Genomic DNA, 1,030 nt, shown 5'->3' with positions numbered 1-1,030 from the left:
CGCCGTTATGCTTGACGAGCCCGCCTCAAATTTGGACTTTGGAAACCAAGTAAAAATCCTAAAAGCCGTAAAGGAGCTAGCGGCAAACGGGCATAAGATCATCATGACTTCGCACTTTGCCGAGCATGCTTTTTGCATAGACGCCAAGGTCGCGCTTTTAAAAAGGGATCAAAACATCATCTACGGCAGCGCGAGCGAAGCGATAACGGATGAAAATTTGAAACTCGCTTACGGTGCCGATATAAGAGTAGTAAAAAACGAGATCGAGGGCAGAAGCGTCTACTCCTGCGTCCCGATCATTTAAGGAGAAAAAATGAGAAAGATTTTGGCGATTTTATTTTTGGCGGTTTGTATCTTGCAGGCACGTATCGTCGTGGACGACGGCGGCAAAGAGGTGCAAATCCCTGATAACGTAGAGCGCGTAACGCCGATGATAGGAGCTTTTACGCAGATGAGCGCGATGCTAACGGGTGAAGATAAAATCATCTCGGGCGCAGCTAGGCTACCTAAAATGATGAGTAAAATTTTCCCGAAAATAAAAACTATGAATAACGTCAGCGGCTCGCTAACAAGCAGCGCCGAGACCATCATCGCCTCAAATACGCAGGTAGTTTTTGGGCCCGTCGGTATGATATTTGACGAAAATCAAAGAGCACAACTAGAAGCCGCCGGCATAGCGGTCGTAAATATAAATAAATTTAGCAATGCTAGCGAGATAAAAGGCGCGGTTAGCAAAATAGCCGAAATTTTAGGCGGCGATGCGGTAAAAAAGGCGGAGGAATTTAACGAGTATTTTGACGAAAATATAAAATACGTAAGCGAAAAAGTACAAAATATCAAGGATAAAAAGAGGGTTTTGGCCTTAAATTTTAACTCCGGAAATTTTAGCACGATCAGCAGCAAAGATATCGGCGCGGAGTATATAAAAATCGCGGGCGGGATAAATTTAAGCTCTCAAGATAACGAAGCGGACTTTAAAATCTCAAAGACGATAAACGAGGAGCAAGTTATTATCTTTAACCCCGATATA

2 protein-coding genes are annotated in these 1,030 nt (G+C 43.7%); both read left to right on the top strand.

The window, feature by feature from the left end; all coding sequences use genetic code 11:
- A partial coding sequence (locus tag Q0546_RS11240) for an ABC transporter ATP-binding protein (RefSeq protein ID WP_298793095.1) occupies positions 1-304 on the top strand: 304 nt, incomplete at its 5' end.
- A 9-nt stretch (positions 305-313) separates the two neighbouring features.
- Positions 314-1,030: ABC transporter substrate-binding protein (locus Q0546_RS11235; protein ID WP_298793093.1), on the top strand; the 717-nt coding region annotated here is incomplete at its 3' end.

It is taken from the genome of uncultured Campylobacter sp. (genome assembly GCF_937997465.1).
Lineage (GTDB): Bacteria > Campylobacterota > Campylobacteria > Campylobacterales > Campylobacteraceae > Campylobacter_A.
The sequence above is the reverse complement of the archived record's forward strand: the minus strand, read 5'-3'. Positions and strand labels throughout refer to the sequence as shown.